Below are 16,678 nucleotides of genomic sequence, written 5' to 3'. Positions count from 1 at the left end.
TCGGAGTCGAGGAAGAAGACCACCTCGCCCCGGGTGGCGGCGACTCCCGCGTTGCGGGCTGCCGAGACGCCCCGGTTCTCCGGTTGGCGCAGCACCCGGCAGCCGAGTTCCGCCGCGATCTCCCGGGACTCGTCGGTGCTGCCGTCGTCGACGAGGAGCACCTCCACCGGCCGGTACGTCTGCGCCAGTACCGACCGCAGGCAGGCGCGCAGGGTCCGCGCCGCGTTGTAGCAGGGTACGACCACGGAGACGGTGAGTGGCCCGGAGGCCGTACCGCTGATTCCGGTCCTGGTTCCAGTCATGGTCGCGGACGCTAGCCGCCGATGGTGGAGTCCTCCCCGACTACCGACCGTCGCCGCCGGTGACGGTGCGCGCTAGGGGTTTCCTCCAGCCCGACTACCCGGTCCGGCCCAGGTCGCCCGCCTAGCGTCTGCCGTCGACGGACCGCCCGGCGTCCCGATCGAGAGGCCCGAACGCAGTGGACACGACCGAGATGGACACGAGCACGATGGACACGACTGCCGGCACGGTCTCGGTGGTCATCCCCAGCTATCGCTCGGCGAAGACCCTCGCCGCCTGCCTGGACGCCGTCTACGCCCAGTCGCACGCGCCGCTGGAGGTGATCGTGGTGGACGACGCCAGCTCCGACGACTCGGCCGCGATCGCCCGCCGCTATCCCTGCCGGCTGATCGTCGCGCCGGTGAACCGGGGCGTCTCGGCGGCCCGGAACACCGGCGCGGCGGCCAGCCGGGGCGACGTGCTCTTCTTCGTCGACTCGGACATCGCACTCGCCCCGGACGCGCTGCGTTCCGCCCTGCGGGTGCTGGCCGGCGACCCGGAGTGCGCGCTGGTGCAGGGCATCTACGACTCGGAGCCGCTCTTCGCCGACGGCCCGGTCGAGGAGTACAAGACGCTCTACGAACACTTCTGGCGACGCCGGGCCGCCGGGCCGGTCACGGTTACGCTCTTCGCGCTCACCGCCGTCCGGCGGGAGGTCTTCGATCGGGTCGGCGGCTTCGACGAGGGGCTGCGGGACGGCGAGGACGTCGAGTTCGGCACCCGGCTGCCGGCCGGGGCCCGGATCGTGATGAGCGCCGAGGTGGTCGGCCGGCACGACGACGTGGACCGGCTCCGGCCGCTGCTGCGCGAGCAGTACCGCCGGGCCACCCTCTTCGCGGTCAACCTGGCCCGGGGACTGCGCCGGGGCGGGCGCGCCGGGGTGGCCACCGCCCGCACCGACGCGCTCGGCCCGGCGGCGGTGTTGAGTTGCGCCGCCACCCTGGCCAGCCTGCCGCTGCCGATGCTGGCGCTGCTCTCCGGTCTCGGTACACCAGGGCTCGGCTCCGGTGCGGCGCCGCCGCTGGTCGACCTGCCGGCGCTGCCGCTGGCGCTGCTCGGCCTGCCGGCGCTGGCCGCCGCCGCGTTCCTGGCCGCGAACCGGGAGCTGCTCGGCTTCGTCCGGCGGGTCCGGGGGGCCCGCTTCGCCTGCCGTTTCGCCGGGCTGCACTTCCTGCTGACCGCCGCGACGGTGTTCGGCACCGGCGTCGGGCTGCTCCGGTTGCTCCTCGCACCGTGGCGCTGGCCGACGGCCGGCTCCGCCGCACCCGCCCGGGTCGCGTCGGGAGCCCTCCGATGACCGCCGACATCCTCCGGGTACGCCTCGGCGTGCTGCGCCGGGTCGCCACCGTACTCTTCGGAATCGCCCTGGTGGTCGGCGTCGCGGTCGCGCTGCGCGACGCGGACTGGGCCGCCGTACGCGACCTGGCCGGGCCGGCCGAGCTGAGCCTGCTCGGGCTCGCCCTGCTGGTCAACTCGGTGGGGCTGGTGCTCGGGATGCTCTCCTGGCGCCACCTGCTCGCCGGTCTCGGCTCGCCGGTCGGGGTCTGGACCGCCGCCCGGATCTTCTTCGTCGGCATGATCACGAAGTTCGTGCCGGGCCGGTTCTGGGCGCTGATCGCCAACATCAGGATGGGCCGGACCGCCGGGGTGACCCCGGCCCGGATGGCCACGGTCTACGTGCTGAACATCGCGGTGATGTCGCTGACCGGGCTCACCGTCGGGCTGGTCGCCGCACCGAGCGTGCTCGGCGGGCGGGGCGGCTGGCTGCTGCTGGCCGCGCTGCCGGTGCTGGCCTGCGCGATCCGGCCCGAACTGGCCAACCGTTGGGCGGCGGCGCTGGCCCGGCTGCTGCGCCGGCCGGCACCCGCGCCGGCCGGGCACCGCGACCTGCGGTACGCGATCGCGGCCCAGGCGGTCTCCTGGCTGGTCGCCGGCCTCCAGTTCTGGCTGGTCGCGGTCGCCGCCGGTGCCCCGCCGGCAGCCTCGTTCCCGGTCTGCGTCGGCGCGTTCGGGCTGGCTGCCGTGGTCGGCAGTTTCGTGGTCTTCGTACCCGACGGCATCGGGGTGCGCGAGGGCATCCTGATGGTGGCGCTGACCGGACTGCTGCCGTTGCCCACCGCCGGGGCCGTGGTGCTGGTCAGCCGGCTGATCTGCACGGTCAGCGAGATCGCCTCGGCCGGCGTGGCGCTGCTGGCCGCCGAACTGATCCGCCGCCGCGCCCGACCGCCGGCCCCGGCCGTGCCGGCCGGCACAGAGTCGCCGGCCGGCACGGAACTGCCGGCCAGCGTCTGAACCCGCCGGCTGGTCGCGGTCATCGGAGCCCGCGACCGTTCACGGCTCGGCCGGAGCCCGCAACCGTTCACGGCTCGGCCGGAGCCCGCAACCGTTCACGGCTCGGCCGGGGCCCGCGACCGTTCACGGCTCGGCCGGGGCCCGCGACCGTTCACGGCTCGGCCGGAGCCCGCAACCGGTCGCGGGCCATCCGGATCTACCCCGGTCCCGGGCCCGTCCGGATCCCGCGCGCTCACGCACCATCCGGATCCCGCCCGGTCGCGACCGGGCGGGCCCGGCCGGGCGGCTCAGCGGCGGTTCCGGTTGCGGGTCCGCAGCTCGGTCATCAGCTCCCGCCACCGGCGGGGAATGCCGATGTCGAAGTACTCCGACTTCAGGCCGATGATCTTCATCTCCCGGTCGCTGAGCAGCGACTTCATCGCGGAGTGCAGCTCGGCCAGGAAGGCCGTCTCGCCGAGTCGCCGGATGCTGCCCGGCTCGATGTCGACGTTCCACTGCATCAGCCCGTAGGTGCGCACCCGCACCGCACCACCGGCCGACACGCCCTCACCCTCGATGGCGTTCAGCTCCACCTCGTACTGCCGCCGGTACGGGTCGTCGCTGGGCCGCTCGGCGTCGGCGAGCTCGTCGGAGCTGAGCCCCTGGGACAGCCGGTACGCCTCGGAGCGGGCCCGGTGGTACGCCACCCAGGTGGTCACCCCCAGCCGGGCGAGCTGGTGGCTGAGCTGCTCCTCGTCGTACCTGTCGAAGGCGCCGGGCGCGAAGGTGATCTCCACGTCGTGATAGTTGGAGACGCGTGCCCGGATGCGCTCGTCGGGAGAGTCCACCGTGACAACCATGTTGTCGAGGTACTCACCGATGTGGGGCATGTCGCTCCTTCCGATGGGAAGCGTCTGGCGGCGTCACCATAAACCTTCCACGCACGAGGATTCGACCACTTGGTGTGCTGTGGTAGACAAAGGTCCATGCTTTCACCACGTCGGGTCGCCGTGCCGCTCGCCGCGCTCGTGATCGGGGCCGCTCTGGTCCCGCCCCCTCCGGCATACGGCGGGGCGGTCGATGTCGACGTGTTCGCGGGTACCGGAACGGCCGGGGGGACCGGGGACGGCGGTCCGGCCTCGGCGGCGGCGCTCGACCGTCCCGCCGGGGTGGCGGTGGCCGCCGACGGCTCCGTCTACCTCAGCGACGCCGGCAACCGCCGGGTCCGGAAGGTGGCCCCGGACGGCACCATCTCGACCGTCGCCGGCAGCGGTCGGGCCGGCACGCCCGGCACCGAGGTGACCGACGGTACGCCCGGCACGGAGGTGGACCTGGCACTGCCGCAGAGCCTGGCGGTCGGTCGCGACAACACGCTCTACATCGCGGACACCGGTCTGGCCCGGGTGTTCCGGCTCGCTCCGGACGGCCGGCTGTCGGTGGTCGCCGGCACCGGCGTGCCGGGCCCGATCGGCGACGGTGGGCCGGCGGCCCGGGCCTCCTTCGGCCAGCTCGGCGGCCTCGCCGTCGCATCCGACGGCACCGTCTACGTCGGAGACCTCCGTAACCACCGGGTCCGGGCGGTGACGCCGGACGGGACCATCAGCACGGTGGCGGGAAACGGGAACAGCCAGCTCGTCGCCGCGGGCGGGGAGGCCACCACTGTCCCGGTGCCGAGCCCCGGAAGCCTCGCCGTGGACGGCGGAGGCGACCTCTGGATCGCCGACGGGCTCGTGCTGCACAGGCTGACCGGCGGCAAGCTCGGCACGGTCACCCTGCCCGACCAGCCCGACGGCGCACGGTGGGAGCTTTCCGAGGCGGGAAACTGGCCGCCGCCGGAGCCGCCGATGAACAACGTCGCCGCCGTCAGCGCGGCCGGCGACCAGGTCTACGCCCTCGACCAGTCGGCCCGGACACTGCTGCGGCTGGGCGACGGCGCCGCACTCGGCACCGTGGCCACCCTCGACGCGGCCGGGAGCCCGGTGGTCGGTCCGGTCGCCGTGAGCGCCTCCGGCGTCGGCTATCTCGTCGACAACGCCGGACACCGGGTGTATTCGTTCCGCCTGTCCGCGCCGAACGCGGAGACCCCGGACGGCGACTCGTCGGTGCCGTGGTGGCCGTTCGCGGCCGGCGCCGTCCTCGTCGTGGTCGTCGTCGTCGGCTGGCTGGTCAGGCGACGGTCCCGCTGAGCCGGGACCCCTCCGCGCGTCCGCGCAGTACCCGAATTCCACAGCGAAACAGCCGAAGGAGCCCTTGATGGCAGAGATCGTCGGTGGCGACCTGTACCACCTCTGGCGGGTGTCCGACGTACACCTGCCCCGGATCGCGGACGTCTACTACGACGCCAGCCGCAGCCTCGGCGGCGCGACCGGTGACGACGGCGGCGGGTTCCGGGCCAACACCCCGACCGGGCCGGGCGGCACCATCATGTCCAGCGCCGGAGCGGCGGCCTGGGCCGCGCTGCGCGACGAGATGCAACGGATGTACACCCAGACCGGCGGGACGATCCTGAACGCGGCAGAAGCGCTCCGGATGGCCCGCCAGGCGTACGTCGACGCCGACATGGCCAGTGCCGACGCCCTGTCGCAGTACCTGGCGGACCCGGCGAACCACGACCCGAACGACCCGGCGTCGAACCCGCCCGCCGAGGGCGCCGACGACCATCCCGGCGAGCCCTACCAGGGCTGACCGGGCGGGGCGACAACCGCACAGACCTGGATCCGCAAGCCGACGCCCCGAACGGGGGGCAGTTGAAGGAGCGTCAGCAGTGAGCAGCCAAGTTGACACGCCGGCAGACCTGGCCGGCGGGACGTACAAGGGTACGGTCCGGGAGAAGGCTTCCCAGCTCAAGCAGGAGCTGATCCGGCAGACCCTCGACGACATCGAGTCCTGGCGCAAGGCCGTGGACCTCGAATGGGCGCAGACGCACCCCGAGTCCCCGCACTCGCCGATCCCGCCGGAGGAGATCGAGGGATACCGGAACACCGTGCGCAACGAGTACTACGAGTGGGTCGAGCCGGCCTTCGAGAAGTACCTGGAGCCCGATCCGGACGCCACCAACCCGATGATCGCCTCGCTGCGTACGATCGAGAGCTCCTTCGGAGGCAGCCAGGACGACGCGGGCAACTTCAGCGGCGCCAACTCGGCGCTGTCCCGGATCAACGACGTCCGCACCGACATGAGCCAGTGGCAGGGCGACCTCCAGGTCAACTTCATCGACAACTTCGTCAGCCCGTTGCAGACCGCGTCGATCAACCAGGCAGCCGTCGCCAAGGTGGTACGCGAACAGCTCGAGTGCAACAAGATCCTCTACATCCGCTACCGCAAGGGCATCATCGAGTTGCTCGACAAGTCGATCCAGGCGGTGCAGACGCTCAACAACGGCAAGGATCCGAAGAGCTTCACCTGGGGCACCCTGGTCGGCATCGCGGTCGGTACCGGCCTGACCCTCGGCCCGGCCGGCTGGGCGATCGCCGGTGCGGTGCTGATCGCCGGCAGCACCCTGTCCCAGGGCCTGGTCCCGGACCCGCCGAAGACAAACGAGTTGAGCGCCCCGACGGCCCAGGAGGTCGCGGTCAAGGTCTCCGAGGCGATGATCAAGATGGACGGCGACATGGTCGAGGAGGAGCGGAAGGTCGAGCAGGCGCTGAAGAACCTCCTCGACACCATCGGCGACGCCCGCACCGCCTCCGGCCCGCTCGCCGTGCCGGAGCCCGCGATCAGCTCCGCCCGGCCGGGTGAGATCACCGACGGCTCGCTGCGCCCGCACGACTGAACCGTCCCGTCCCCGATCTCAGCGGCGACGGGGGACCCAGTAGAGGATCTGGCTGGTGACCAGGGCCGGGTGTGTGTCGGGTAGTGCTTCCAGGGCCCGGGTGAGGTGTGCGGCGAGGTACATCAGCAGGCCCACCCGGTCACCCCGGAAGCCGATCAGCAGGGCGAGTCGGGCCGGCGCGCACGGCCACGGGTCGGAGCAGCTCTGGCAGCGGTACGCCTGGGCCGGCAGGTGCCGGCCGGTCGGATAGCGTCGCGGGTTGCGCCGCATGTGCCGGTACCAGCGTTCCTGCGGCCCGATCACGGCTCACACCTGCTGCCGCTGCCGGGAGCGCGCGGTCTGGGCCGGGGTCAGCGCCCCGGGCCGGCCATTCGCCTGGAAGGAGCGGGTCGGTGCGTCCAAGCCGGGGCGGCGGTTGACCGCCCGGGGCCGGGCCGGCGAGGGTGGAGCGTCCGGCTGCGCTGTCGGCGTCGCCGCGCCGCGCCGGGCTGTCCGGTACGCCGTCCCGGTCAACGGCGGCACCGTCGGCGCGTACGGCATCGGCACCGGCTCGACCGAGTCCGGGCAACGCCAGCGGAAGCCGCACCGGCAGTACCGCCAGAGCCGCCGCCAGTCCCGGCGATGACGGTTCTTCTTCGTTCCGCGACCGAACATCATCCGGCCCTCCCATCCGTGGAAATTGCGTTCTCCGATCACCGGTGGCGGGTGCGGTGGACCCACCGAAAGTGTCGGTTCCACCTTGGACGAGCAGGCCCTACGCTGGGAACGGCTTATCCGCCGGTGGGTGCGGCTGACAGATTCAGGCAGTGCGTGAATGGCCGGTGGAGAGCTGTGAATAATTGATCTATCTCCTGGGGAATCCTGATGACCGAAGTACCGGAACCACTTGCCGCATTCATCGTTTCCGAGATCCGCCAGGGCAGGCAGAGCACCGGAACGACGCAGGAGGCGTTCGGGCGGGTGGCGAACTTCTCCGCCTCACACGTCAGCGCCGTCGAGAAACGGACCCGGGCCCTGACGATGGCCTTCATCGCCGGTGCCGACCGGGCCCTGAAGACGGGCGGGGTGTACGAACGCCTGGTCACCGCGCTCGGCACCCCGACCTGGCTGCGCGAGTGGATCGACCAGGAACGCGAGGCGGTCGCCCTGCGGTCCTTCCAGAACGCGGTCCTGCCGGGCCTGTTCCAGACCGAGGCGTATGCGCAGGCGCTGCTCAGTGGCGCGCTGCTCACCGACGAACAGTTGCGGCAGAAGGTCGCCGAGCGGCTCGACCGGCAGTCCATCCTGACCCGGGACGACCCGCCGCAGGTCATCGCCGTCGTCGACGAGTGCGTGATCCGCCGGGTGATCGGCGGGCGCGAGGTGATGCGGGACCAGTTGGCCCACCTGCTCAAGCTGAGCGCGACTCCCCTGGTGCAGATCCAGGTAGTACCGGCCAACATCGGGTCGTACCCTGGACTTGGCGGGCCGTTCGTGTTGGCGACCCTGCCGACCAACGTGGACGTGGGCTATCTCGACAACCAGTTGCACGGGCAGGTGGTCGAGCAGCCCGCCGAGGTGTTGCGGTTGCGTCGGGCCTGGGATGCCATTCGGGGCAGCGCACTGGCGGTACCGCAGTCAGCCGACCTGATCAGGAAAGTGATGGAGCAGCTATGAACCTGAGCGGCGCCCAGTGGCACAAGAGCACGCGCAGCAGCACGAACGGCGGGGACTGCGTCGAGGTGGCCCGCAACCTGTCCGAGGTCGTGGCCGTACGGGACAGCAAGGACACGACCGGACCGGTACTGGCCTTCGCCCCGGCAGCCTGGCGGGCCTTCGTCGACGAGGTCACCCGACGCCCGTAACACGATTGCCCGCAACACCTGTCGCACCGACACCGACGCACTGGCCGAAATGGACAACCTGTCACCTGCTCAGCCCCAGCGGGCCAGCAGGGCGGCGCAGTAGGCGTCGACGTCCTGCGGCTGACCGGGGTGCGCCGGTGTTCCACCTCGGCCACCGCGTCGGCCACCGGTTCCGCCCACTGGCGGAGGAAGATCGAGCCCCCGACGTGTGACTGGTGCCGTACCTCGCCGGTCGGGCGGCGCACTGTCCAAAGCATCGACGGATGGCTATCAGGAATCGGCCCACCGCAACGTCCCCGAAGTGCTCCGGCACGGGCCGTAAGCCGAGCACCCCGAATTCCCGCGACAAGCACTCCTTTCCGCGGTAGCACGCGCGACCCCAGCACAGACAAATCACCGCCGAACTCCACTCTGCACATCTGAATGGTCCTTATCGGTCGACGGTTGAACCCCGGTTGTACGCTGACGGCATTCCCGGGGGGGGGGGGGGGGGGGGAGTGACTATCGGCGAATGAGGGCGCGGCACCGAGATGAGGGCGGATGGGTAAGCAGCGGACCCGACGGCGCAACAGGCGCGGACAGACGGAGGCAATGGTCGAGCGAGTCGACCCGGGCCCGCCGCGACAGCCGAGCCGCCGCACGACGACATCCGACCGTGGCCGTTCCACAGGAACCGATTCTCGCCGTTCGACGACAACCGGGCCGGCCGAAGCCGAGGCGTCGCAGTACAACCTCATAATGGAAAAGGTCGCGCAACCCGGGCCGGTGTTGGCGGTGCTGCTGATCTCGGGGCTCATCGCAGCGGGCTGGCTGGCTCCCCGTTACGTCGCCGACCCCACCACCATTGCCGGCCCGGCGCGCTACGTGGTCGCGGCCGGCCTGGCGGTCATAGCATTCCTGTCGTTCTCGACGCTGAACCTCGTGGCCTACTGCCTGATCGTGGCGAGGCAGTCCGAGCCGACGAAACGGTTCGTCTCGGCGGTCGGAAACCGCGCCGCCATAGGCGCGATCCTGGGTACGCTGCTGGGCCTGCGCATGGCGAGCATGATGGTCGAGCGGCCGGCGACGAACCCAGCCGTCCAGCCGACGACCTTCCTGGAATTCGAGAGCAACCTGAGCAACACGATCACGCTCGTCACACTGGCGCTGATCGGCACCGCGTGGCCCTACTGCTGGGGCCCGGTCAGGGCCTCGATGACCGCCTTCGCATCGAAGCCGCCGCTGGCGGCCCACGCCGGCAAGTTGGGTTTCGCGCTCGGGGCGACCTTGCTCCTCAGCAGTCACTTCCTGGGATTCGGCGTGGCGCTGGCCGTGTATCGCGGCGTCGCCAATCCGTAGCCGGTCGCCAATCCATAGCCGGTCGGCAAACCACAGCCGCACGCAGGGAAAATCCCTGCCACTACCAACATATACCGCACCCCCGGACTTGCGGCAAGACCCCCGTCGTGGCGCACAATCGTCGGCCGAAGACAACAAGCGGCAACCGGGGGGATTCCATGTTCGATGTCATCGTCGTCGGCGGTGGCCCGACCGGCATGATGCTGGCGAGCGAATTACGACTGCGCGGCGTCGACGTGCTCGTGCTGGAAAAGGAGACCGAGCCGCCGCCGTTCGTACGATCGCTCGGGCTGCACGTACGCAGTATCGAGATACTGGACCAGCGGGGCCTGTTGCAGCGGTTCCTCGACAACGGCAAACAGCACCCGATCGTCCCCGGCGCCGTCCGAGGATTCTTCGCCGGCATCGAGAAGCCCGCCCCCACCGGCCTGGACACCGCACACGGCTACGTTCTCGGCATCCCGCAGACGCTCACCGACCGGCTGCTCGCCGAGCATGCCGCCGAGGTCGGCGCCGAGATCCGGCGCGGCACGGCGGTGGTCGGACTCGAGCAGCACGACGACGGCGTCACAGTCCTCGTGCGGAACACACCCGGGGAAGACGAGTCCGCGGGGCCGTTGCGGGCACGGTTCGTCGTCGGCTGCGACGGTGGACGCAGCACGGTTCGGAAACTGCTCGGGATCGGATTCCCCGGTGAGCCGTCGAGGATCGACACGCTGCTGGGCGAGATGGAGGTGACGGCCTCCCCGGACGATGTCGCCGCGGTGACGATCGAGGTGCGCAAGACCGAGAAGCGGTTCGGGATCGGGCCGTCGGGCAGGCCGGGAGTGTTCCGGGCGGTCGTACCGGCGGAGAACGTCGCCGAAGACCGCTCGGTGCCGCCGACGATCGAGGAGTTCAGACGCCAACTGCGCAGGTACGCCGGGACCGACTTCGGCGTGCACTCCCCTCGCTGGCTGTCCCGCTTCGGCGACGCGACCCGGCAGGCCGAGCGCTACCGGGTCGGCCGGGTGTTCCTGGCCGGAGACGCCGCACACGTCCACCCGCCGATGGGCGGGCAGGGGCTCAATCTCGGCATCCAGGACGCGTTCAACCTCGGCTGGAAGCTGGCGGCGGCAGTCCACGGCTGGGCACCGGACGACCTGCTGGACAGCTACGAATCCGAGCGGCATCCGGTCGCCGCCGACGTGCTCGACAACACCCGCGCCCAGCTGCACCTGACCGTCGACGAGCCCGGACCGCAGGCGGTTCGGCGGCTGCTGGCGCGGTTGATGGACCTCGACGACGTCAACCGGTTCCTGGTCGAGAAGATCACGGCAATCGGCGTCCGGTACGACTTCGGCACCGGCCATCCCCTGCTCGGCCGGCGACTGCGCGACGTCCGCTGTCAGCACGGGCGCCTCTTCGAGCTGATGCGCACCGGCAACGGGCTGCTGCTCGACCAGACCGGACGGCTCTCGGTGCACGGCTGGACCGACCGGGTCGACCGGCTCGACCACGGCCCGGTCGCGGCGCACGGCAGGGACGGCGTGAGCGGCGCGGACGGCGCGAACGACCCGGACGGCAAGGACGACCCGGACGGCAAGAACGACCCGGACGGCAGGAACGGCTGCGACGCGTTGGGCGTACCGGCGGTGCTGCTCCGGCCGGACGGGTACGTCGCCTGGGTCGGTGACGATCAGCGGACGCTCGACGTCGCGCTGGCCAGGTGGTTCGGCAGCGCAGGAACCCTTGCCGCGGGCTGAGCGGACGCTGCCGAGGACTGCGACACTCCCCGGGATGCCCGGCGCACGGAAATCCGGTACACCCCGGGGCCGCACTTCCGGATACCCTGGCGCCGTGGCCAGTCCTGCCGACGCGGCGTACCCCGACCTCTCCGGTCGGCTGGTGTCCTCGGCGTACCCCACTGTCAGCCGACGGCGTCCGGTGGCTCGTTCCCGAGCCCGCCGAGACCGCCTGGGCTGACCACTCCGATCACCACCGGCGGAATCGATCCGCCGGTGCCGCCGTACGCGATCGATCCGCTCCCAGCACCGGTGGTCCGGTCAACGGACCGGAGCGAGGAAGGCGTACCCGGATGAATCTCGAAAGCCTGCTCAGCGACCGGCTGGCGCGGTCGTTCGCGGCCGTCGCCGCAGCCGGCCCGGTGGACCCGGTCGATCCGACGGACCTGCCGGATCGGTTTGTGGATCCGGTGGTCCGGCGCTCCCGGCACGCGGACTTCCAGGCCGAGGCGGCGCTGTCCCTGGCCCGCCGGCTCGGCCGGCCACCCCGGGAGATCGCCGCCGAGGTGGTCGAGCGGGCCGCACTGGCCGACCTCTGCTCGGCGGTCACCGTCTCCGGCCCCGGCTTCGTCAACCTCACCGTCTCCGACCGCCTGCTCGGCGACCTGGTGTCGACGATGGCCGCCGACCCCCGACTCGGCGTGCCCGTCACCACCACCCCCGAAACCGTGGTGGTCGACTACTCGGCCCCGAACGTGGCCAAGGAGATGCACGTCGGCCACCTCCGGTCCACCATCATCGGCGACGCCGTCGCCCGGCTGCTCGACTGGCTCGGGCATCGGGTGGTCCGGGCCAACCACCTCGGCGACTGGGGCACCCCGTTCGGGATGCTGATCGAGCACCTGGTCGACCTCGGCGAGTCGGCGGCGGTGGCCGAGCTGTCCATCGGCGACCTGGACTCGTTCTACAAGGGAGCGCGAGTCAAGTTCGACGCCGACGGGACGTTCCGGGAACGGGCCCGGCAGCGGGTGGTCGCACTCCAGGGCGGCGACGAGGCGACGCTGCGGCTCTGGCGGCTGCTGGTCGCCGAGTCGGAATCGTACTTCCTGGCCGTCTACGACCGGCTCGACGTGCTGCTGACCCGGGCCGACTTCGTCGGCGAGAGCCACTACAACCCGATGCTCGGCCCGGTCACCGACGAACTCGACCGGCTCGGCCTGCTCGTCGAGAGCGGCGACGCGGCCTGCGCCTTCCCGGCCGGCTTCCCCGGCCGGGACGGCGAGCCGGTCCCGCTGATCGTGCGCAAACGGGACGGCGGTTACGGGTACGCCGCCACCGACCTCGCCGCGCTCCGCCACCGGATCGGGGAACTCGGCGCCACCCGGCTGCTCTACGTCGTCGGCCTGCCGCAGCGGCAACACTTCGAGATGGTGTACGCGGTCGCCCGGCAGGCCGGCTGGCTACGTCCGCCGGCCCGTGCCGAACACGTCGGCTTCGGGCTGGTGCTCGGGCCGGACGGCCGGAAACTGGCCAGCCGGTCCGGTGACTCGGTGAAGCTGGTCGAACTGCTGGACGAGGCGGTGGACCGGGCGGCGGCGCTGGCCCGGCAGAAGAACCCGGACCTGGACCCGGCGACCGCCGCCGCCCTGGGCCGGGCGATAGGCGTCGGCGCGGTCAAGTACGCCGACCTCTCCGCCGACCGGACCAGGGACTACGTCTTCGACTGGGACCGGATGCTCGCCCTCTCCGGCAACACCGCCCCGTACCTCCAGTACGCGCACGCGCGGATCAGGTCCATCTTCCGGCGGGCCGGACAGCCAGCCCCGGCCGGCGTACCCGTCGCGGTCGTCGCGCCCGCCGAACGGGCCCTGGTACTCGAACTGCTCGCCTTCCCGACGGTCGTCGACACCGTGGCGGAGACGCTCGAACTCCACCGCCTCGCCGCCCACCTCCACGCGGTGGCGGTCGCGTTCAGCGGCTTCTTCGAACACTGCCCGGTACTCCGCGCCGAGCCGGCCGTCCGGGACAGCCGGCTCGTCCTCTGCGACCTCACCGCCCGGGTCCTCCGGCACGGCCTGCACCTGCTCGGCATCGCCACCCCGGACCGGATGTGAGAAGCCCGCAAGCCCTCACCCGGGCGCCTCGGTTCGTCGGTGGGCTCTTCGCCTGCCGACGAACCGCCGGCACCACCGGACGAACCAGCCGAGCACCGGGGCCAGCACCAGACCCGCCGACAGCAGTGCCCACCACTGGGCGGCGAACGGGGACGGACCCGGGGACGGACCGCCGAACCGCCCCGCCTCGACCAACTGACGGGGCACCGCCATCCCGGTGACCTCGTCGGCCGCGTCGACAAGCAGCTCCAGCTCGCCGTTCCGGTTCACCGCCACCAACACCGTGTGCCGGGACGTCAGCTCGGCACCGGGGGTGTACGACAGCACCGGCTCGACCCCCGCCCGCCAGCCGAGTACCTCGCCCGGCCGGCCCGGCAGCGCGATCGGTGCCCCGGCGCTCGCGCCCGTACCGGCGTCGACGAACTCGATCCGCCAACGCTGTGCCGCGAGTCCGCTCTCGTCGCAGAAATCGGTGCAGCCGTCGACCGCGAGAATCGCCAGCCGCCTGCCGTCCGGGCTCCATGCTCCGGTACCGCCCAACTGCCGGTGGCCGAGGTCCAGGCTCCACCGTTCCCGTCCCGTGGCGACGTCGAGCACGGCGAGCCGCCGCTCCCCGTCGACCGCGTGCTGGCTGGCGACCGCCACGGAGGCGCCGTCCGGGGAGTACGCCGCCGTCCCGTACGCCTGTTGGCCGCCCTTGACCAGGTCGCGGAACTCCCCGGTGGTGGTGTCCACGGCGACGAGATCGTCGGGGTGCTCCGGATCGTTCAACTGCTGCCCGTCCGGGCCGTACGAGATGCCCTCGTCGTCGTTGTTCCGCCCGCACACGAGCCAGCGCCCGTCCGGCGACCAGGCCAGCGGGGTGAGGCCCCTGCCGGACGCGGACGAGGAGCGGGAGCCCGATCCGGAGCCGGATGCGCGGCCGAGCTGGCGTTCGTCTCCGGTGGCCAGGTCGAGCAGGGCGGGGCCGAAACGCGCGTAGTACCGACCGTCCGGGGAGAGCACTCCCCGGGTCTCGCCGATGTCGAGGTACACCAACCGGTAGGCGCCGTCCCGCCCCACCACCACCCCGGTGTCCTCGAAGTAGCGGGTCGCACCGGTGAAGAACATGATCGTCGCCGGCCCCGGCGCCCACTGCCGGGCGGTGGCCTGCCACAGCCACGGCACCTCCACCCGACCGGGTACCGCAGGCTCACCTGCCGCCGAGCCGTCCCCCACCACCCGAGAGGGCCCCGGCGACGATCCGGTGAGCAGCGACGGCGCCAGCACCGCACCGGCCAACAGCACGGCGGCACCGGCCACGGCGGCGAGCCGGACCCGTCGCCGACGCCGCCCGCGACGCCACAGGTCGTCGGGCAGCCGGACCGGTGCCATCTCGTCGGCCTGTGCGGTAAGCGCGCCACGTATCCGCTCATCCATTGTCGGCACTCCTCTCCCCCGCCGGCACCTGAAGTGCTGGCCCGGCTCCAGGAGGCCGGCCGGGCGCCCGAACGCCGTCCAGGTCGCGGACGCCGTCCAGGTCGCGGACGCCGTCCAGGTCGCGGACGCCGTCCAGGTCGCGGACGCCGTCCAGGTCGCTCAGCTCCGGTGCCATGGCGCGCAGCCGGGCCAGCCCGTCCCGCACCTGGCTCTTGACCGTGCCGACCGAGCAGCCGAGCACCTCGGCCGTCTGCGCCTCGGTCAGGTCCTCGAAATAGCGCAGCACCAGCGCGGCCCGCTGTCGCGGCGCGAGTCGGGACAGCGCCCGGCGGATCACGATGGAGGTGTCGAGTTGACCGGTGCCGTCCGGCACTACCCGGTCCGGGACGTCGGCGTGCGGGATCGCCAACGGACGCCGACGCCGCCACCACGAGACGTGCTGGTGGTAGAGGACCCGCCGGACGTACGCCTCCGGATCGCCGGAGGCCACCACCCGCTCCCAGTGCCCGGCCACCTTCAACAGCGCCGACTGGACGAGATCCTCCGCGAGATGCCGGTCGCCGGTGAGCAGGTACGCCACCCGGGACAGCGCGGTTAGCCGCGCTCCGACGTACGCGCGGAAGGACTCCTCAGCGTTCACACCCACCCCCTCATCCCATACACGCCTGACGGCGCCGGTCCGGAGGGGTGCCAACTTGCGGCAGGACCGTGCTCGTTCCGGGGAGGGGGCCCTCACGACCGGCGGAGGTCACGCCTTCCCAGGAAGAGCACGATCCTGCGGGGTGGCGGAGCCTGGCGGAACCGGGTCGGCGGGTCAGGGGCGGTTGGGCCGGGGGATGGCGTGTAGCCGCCAACCGAGGGCGAGGGTCAGCAGGACCATGGCAACAGTGACCAGGTAGTTGGTGTGCCAGGAGCGGCCGGTGGCGAACTCGTCGGTGAGGAGCGAGTTCGGTGCCGCATGCTGGGCGACCACGAAACCCGCGAAGAGTGCCGGGGTGACCACGACGGAGGCCAGCGGGCCGAGCGTCAGGCACAGGATGGCGCCGAGGCATGCGAAGACGACCACGTTGCCGATCAACCCGTGCAGGGGTGGGAACTCCTCCTCGGGATGGCTCAGTCCGATCACCCAGTACCAGGTCGGCAGGACGGTCAGGGGTGCGGCGAGCGTGGCCCCGGAGTAGGCCAGGTGCCCGATCCGGGCCGACAGTCCGGCGGTGAGTTCGCGGCTGTCGAATCGCGGAACGGTGATGGCGGGAAGGACGCTGGCCAGTGCGACCGCGACGATCTCCGGCGTGCCCACACCCCGGGCCGGCAGGTCGAACACCACACTCACCGAGAGGCTCAGCTCGGGAAACAACGCCGTGAACAGCAGTGCGGCAACGATGACGGTCATCGCGAGCGGGCCACCACGGACGTGCCACAGTCCTGCGGCGCGGATTCCCGTCACCCGAGAACGGCGGACAGCCGGCACGAGCTGATCAACTCCTGGTTGGTCTGGACGAATGCGCCGATCTGCTCGGCGTCCATGGTGGTCAGCTTCCGCGCCTCCGGTGACGGTTCGGCGGGGCCGAAGGCGCCGGCCAGCTCCTCGAATCCGGCCAGTTCGAGAACCCGTGCGTAGAGGACGGTGGCGGCGTCGTAGCTTTCGGCGGTCTGGCCGGGCCGGAGGCAGCCGCCGAGCGTGACGGCTTCGCTCACCTGCAGGGCAACCTGGTCGGGAATCGTGGTGGCGAGGAACCTTCGGTCCCGTGGGCTCGGGTCCAGGTTGACGAGGGCCTCTCCAGCGCGTGCGGTGTCGTGATCGGATACGGCGACATCGGTCACCCGGTGCAGCATCGGAGCCAGTCCGGCGACCCG

18 protein-coding genes are annotated in these 16,678 nt (G+C 71.7%); 10 read left to right on the top strand and 8 right to left on the bottom strand.

The annotated features are described in order from the left end of the window. On the bottom strand, window positions 1–302 hold a 302-nt coding region (locus ACN28A_RS00335; RefSeq protein ID WP_421391309.1), incomplete at its 3' end, for a glycosyltransferase family 2 protein. Window positions 303–493: 191 nt separating this feature from the next. Between ACN28A_RS00335 and ACN28A_RS00330 the strand changes: the two genes are divergently transcribed. Together ACN28A_RS00330 and ACN28A_RS00325 are read left to right on the top strand one after the other, a co-directional pair. Then, window positions 494–1,636 carry a glycosyltransferase family 2 protein gene (locus tag ACN28A_RS00330; RefSeq protein ID WP_421391304.1) on the top strand — a complete coding sequence of 381 codons (1,143 nt, stop codon included), beginning with the start codon at window positions 494–496 and terminating at the stop codon, window positions 1,634–1,636. Beyond that, window positions 1,633–2,631 carry a lysylphosphatidylglycerol synthase domain-containing protein gene (locus ACN28A_RS00325; protein WP_421391302.1) on the top strand — a complete coding sequence of 333 codons (999 nt, stop codon included), beginning with the start codon at window positions 1,633–1,635 and terminating at the stop codon, window positions 2,629–2,631. Before ACN28A_RS00330 ends, ACN28A_RS00325 begins: the two co-directional genes overlap by 4 nt. A 287-nt stretch (window positions 2,632–2,918) precedes the next feature. Here the strand turns inward: ACN28A_RS00325 and ACN28A_RS00320 are convergent, their stop codons facing one another. Continuing rightward, window positions 2,919–3,500, bottom strand: a complete 582-nt coding sequence (locus ACN28A_RS00320) for a hypothetical protein (protein WP_421391300.1) — start codon at window positions 3,498–3,500, stop codon at window positions 2,919–2,921. A gap of 96 nt (window positions 3,501–3,596) precedes the next feature. On the opposite strand from ACN28A_RS00320, the gene ACN28A_RS00315 reads away from it, so the two are divergent. The 3 genes from ACN28A_RS00315 (at window position 3,597) to ACN28A_RS00305 (ending at window position 6,382) form a co-directional block, all read left to right on the top strand. Further along, window positions 3,597–4,796 carry a hypothetical protein gene (locus ACN28A_RS00315; protein ID WP_421391299.1) on the top strand — a complete coding sequence of 400 codons (1,200 nt, stop codon included), beginning with the start codon at window positions 3,597–3,599 and terminating at the stop codon, window positions 4,794–4,796. 67 nt (window positions 4,797–4,863) lie between these two features. Beyond that, window positions 4,864–5,295: a type VII secretion target gene (locus ACN28A_RS00310; protein ID WP_421391297.1), complete on the top strand. Its 432-nt coding sequence runs from the start codon at window positions 4,864–4,866 to the stop codon at window positions 5,293–5,295. Between the two features lie 79 nt (window positions 5,296–5,374). Beyond that, on the top strand, window positions 5,375–6,382 hold the full coding sequence (locus ACN28A_RS00305; protein WP_421391296.1) for a hypothetical protein: 1,008 nt from the start codon (window positions 5,375–5,377) through the stop codon (window positions 6,380–6,382). A gap of 18 nt (window positions 6,383–6,400) precedes the next feature. Here the strand turns inward: ACN28A_RS00305 and ACN28A_RS00300 are convergent, their stop codons facing one another. Further along, window positions 6,401–6,685, bottom strand: coding sequence for a flavin reductase (locus ACN28A_RS00300; protein WP_421391295.1), 285 nt, complete (start codon window positions 6,683–6,685; stop codon window positions 6,401–6,403). A gap of 3 nt (window positions 6,686–6,688) precedes the next feature. Next, entirely contained in the window at window positions 6,689–7,039 is a 351-nt protein-coding gene (locus tag ACN28A_RS00295; RefSeq protein ID WP_421391293.1) for a hypothetical protein, read from the bottom strand. 207 nt (window positions 7,040–7,246) lie between these two features. Here ACN28A_RS00295 and ACN28A_RS00290 point away from each other — a divergent pair, with 207 nt between their 5' ends. The 5 genes from ACN28A_RS00290 (at window position 7,247) to argS (ending at window position 13,402) form a co-directional block, all read left to right on the top strand. Next, complete coding sequence (locus tag ACN28A_RS00290) at window positions 7,247–8,038, top strand: DUF5753 domain-containing protein (RefSeq protein ID WP_421391292.1); 792 nt, start codon at window positions 7,247–7,249, stop codon at window positions 8,036–8,038. Then, the gene (locus ACN28A_RS00285; RefSeq protein WP_421391290.1) at window positions 8,035–8,226 is read left to right on the top strand and encodes a DUF397 domain-containing protein; all 192 of its coding nucleotides are present in this window, start codon (window positions 8,035–8,037) and stop codon (window positions 8,224–8,226) included. The genes ACN28A_RS00290 and ACN28A_RS00285 overlap by 4 nt, the downstream gene beginning before the upstream one ends. Before the next feature lie 738 nt (window positions 8,227–8,964). After that, entirely contained in the window at window positions 8,965–9,564 is a 600-nt protein-coding gene (locus ACN28A_RS00280) for a hypothetical protein (RefSeq protein WP_421391289.1), read from the top strand. Between the two features lie 158 nt (window positions 9,565–9,722). Then, on the top strand, window positions 9,723–11,309 hold the full coding sequence (locus tag ACN28A_RS00275) for an FAD-dependent monooxygenase (RefSeq protein WP_421391287.1): 1,587 nt from the start codon (window positions 9,723–9,725) through the stop codon (window positions 11,307–11,309). Window positions 11,310–11,641: 332 nt separating this feature from the next. Then, a complete protein-coding gene (gene argS / locus ACN28A_RS00270) occupies window positions 11,642–13,402 on the top strand; it encodes an arginine--tRNA ligase (protein ID WP_421391286.1) in 1,761 nt (586 codons plus the stop codon). Window positions 13,403–13,417: 15 nt separating this feature from the next. On the opposite strand, the gene ACN28A_RS00265 is transcribed toward argS, so the two are convergent. From ACN28A_RS00265 to ACN28A_RS00250, 4 genes are all read right to left on the bottom strand, one after another. Then, window positions 13,418–14,821 carry a TolB family protein gene (locus ACN28A_RS00265; RefSeq protein ID WP_421391284.1) on the bottom strand — a complete coding sequence of 468 codons (1,404 nt, stop codon included), beginning with the start codon at window positions 14,819–14,821 and terminating at the stop codon, window positions 13,418–13,420. Next, window positions 14,814–15,461 carry a SigE family RNA polymerase sigma factor gene (locus ACN28A_RS00260; protein ID WP_421391283.1) on the bottom strand — a complete coding sequence of 216 codons (648 nt, stop codon included), beginning with the start codon at window positions 15,459–15,461 and terminating at the stop codon, window positions 14,814–14,816. Before ACN28A_RS00260 ends, ACN28A_RS00265 begins: the two co-directional genes overlap by 8 nt. 174 nt (window positions 15,462–15,635) lie before the next feature. Further along, entirely contained in the window at window positions 15,636–16,214 is a 579-nt protein-coding gene (locus tag ACN28A_RS00255; RefSeq protein WP_421391281.1) for a hypothetical protein, read from the bottom strand. Between the two features lie 50 nt (window positions 16,215–16,264). Further along, window positions 16,265–16,678 (bottom strand): hypothetical protein (locus ACN28A_RS00250; RefSeq protein ID WP_421391307.1); only part of this gene is annotated, 414 nt, incomplete at its 5' end.

It is taken from the genome of Plantactinospora sp. WMMB782 (assembly GCF_049179135.1).
GTDB lineage: Bacteria > Actinomycetota > Actinomycetes > Mycobacteriales > Micromonosporaceae > Plantactinospora.
This window is presented reverse-complemented; position numbering and strand designations above follow the sequence as displayed.

Bases quoted from the DNA above. Each gene is read 5' to 3' on its own strand.
- ACN28A_RS00310 (WP_421391297.1), top strand. From the start codon at position 4,864: ATGGCAGAGATCGTCGGTGGCGACCTGTACCACCTCTGGCGGGTGTCC.
- ACN28A_RS00320 (WP_421391300.1), bottom strand. From the start codon at position 3,500: ATGCCCCACATCGGTGAGTACCTCGACAACATGGTTGTCACGGTGGAC.
- ACN28A_RS00325 (WP_421391302.1), top strand. From the start codon at position 1,633: ATGACCGCCGACATCCTCCGGGTACGCCTCGGCGTGCTGCGCCGGGTC.
- ACN28A_RS00265 (WP_421391284.1), bottom strand. From the start codon at position 14,821: ATGGATGAGCGGATACGTGGCGCGCTTACCGCACAGGCCGACGAGATG.
- ACN28A_RS00275 (WP_421391287.1), top strand. From the start codon at position 9,723: ATGTTCGATGTCATCGTCGTCGGCGGTGGCCCGACCGGCATGATGCTG.
- ACN28A_RS00280 (WP_421391289.1), top strand. From the start codon at position 8,965: ATGGAAAAGGTCGCGCAACCCGGGCCGGTGTTGGCGGTGCTGCTGATC.
- ACN28A_RS00290 (WP_421391292.1), top strand. From the start codon at position 7,247: ATGACCGAAGTACCGGAACCACTTGCCGCATTCATCGTTTCCGAGATC.
- ACN28A_RS00255 (WP_421391281.1), bottom strand. From the start codon at position 16,214: ATGACCGTCATCGTTGCCGCACTGCTGTTCACGGCGTTGTTTCCCGAG.
- ACN28A_RS00285 (WP_421391290.1), top strand. From the start codon at position 8,035: ATGAACCTGAGCGGCGCCCAGTGGCACAAGAGCACGCGCAGCAGCACG.
- ACN28A_RS00295 (WP_421391293.1), bottom strand. From the start codon at position 7,039: ATGATGTTCGGTCGCGGAACGAAGAAGAACCGTCATCGCCGGGACTGG.
- ACN28A_RS00330 (WP_421391304.1), top strand. From the start codon at position 494: ATGGACACGAGCACGATGGACACGACTGCCGGCACGGTCTCGGTGGTC.
- argS (WP_421391286.1), top strand. From the start codon at position 11,642: ATGAATCTCGAAAGCCTGCTCAGCGACCGGCTGGCGCGGTCGTTCGCG.
- ACN28A_RS00315 (WP_421391299.1), top strand. From the start codon at position 3,597: ATGCTTTCACCACGTCGGGTCGCCGTGCCGCTCGCCGCGCTCGTGATC.